Here is a 433-nt window from a genome sequence, read left to right on the forward strand (position 1 = left end):
GATGACTTTTATATAATCACCGGAACAAGCAAGCCGACTGAGCCAAGAACCATGCAGAATCGTTTTAAGTCAATTCTTGAAGTCTGCGGTATTAGGAATGTAAATTTTCATCTGCTTCGTCACACTTATGCAACTGTTTGCATTGAAAATGGCTTTGATCCAAAGACCCTCAGCGAGCTGCTTGGTCATGCAGACGCAAGCATAACTCTTAACCGTTATGTGCATTCATCGATGCAGATGAAGAAAAATTATGTAAGCCGTTTGCAGCTTACCGCTTAAACTTTAGCCGTCAGAAAGTTGTAGTTAATCATGTTTAAATCACCGATTCTTCGATATTTACAGCTTGTTTTTTACTAATTGACGGAATTGACGAAAAAATAGAATCGCCTTTTATCTTATTATATCATAAAAATTATCAGATATTCGATAGGAA

General features: G+C 36.7%; 1 protein-coding gene. It reads left to right on the forward strand.

What is annotated here, in order from left to right:
* The coding region (locus OCV67_RS13540) for a tyrosine-type recombinase/integrase (RefSeq protein ID WP_147644423.1) at nucleotides 1-279 on the forward strand (279 nt) is incomplete at its 5' end.
* Nucleotides 280-433 lie beyond the last annotated feature (154 nt).

Origin of the sequence: Porcipelethomonas ammoniilytica (assembly GCF_025567485.1) — a bacterium.
Lineage (GTDB): Bacteria > Bacillota > Clostridia > Oscillospirales > Ruminococcaceae > Porcipelethomonas > Porcipelethomonas ammoniilytica.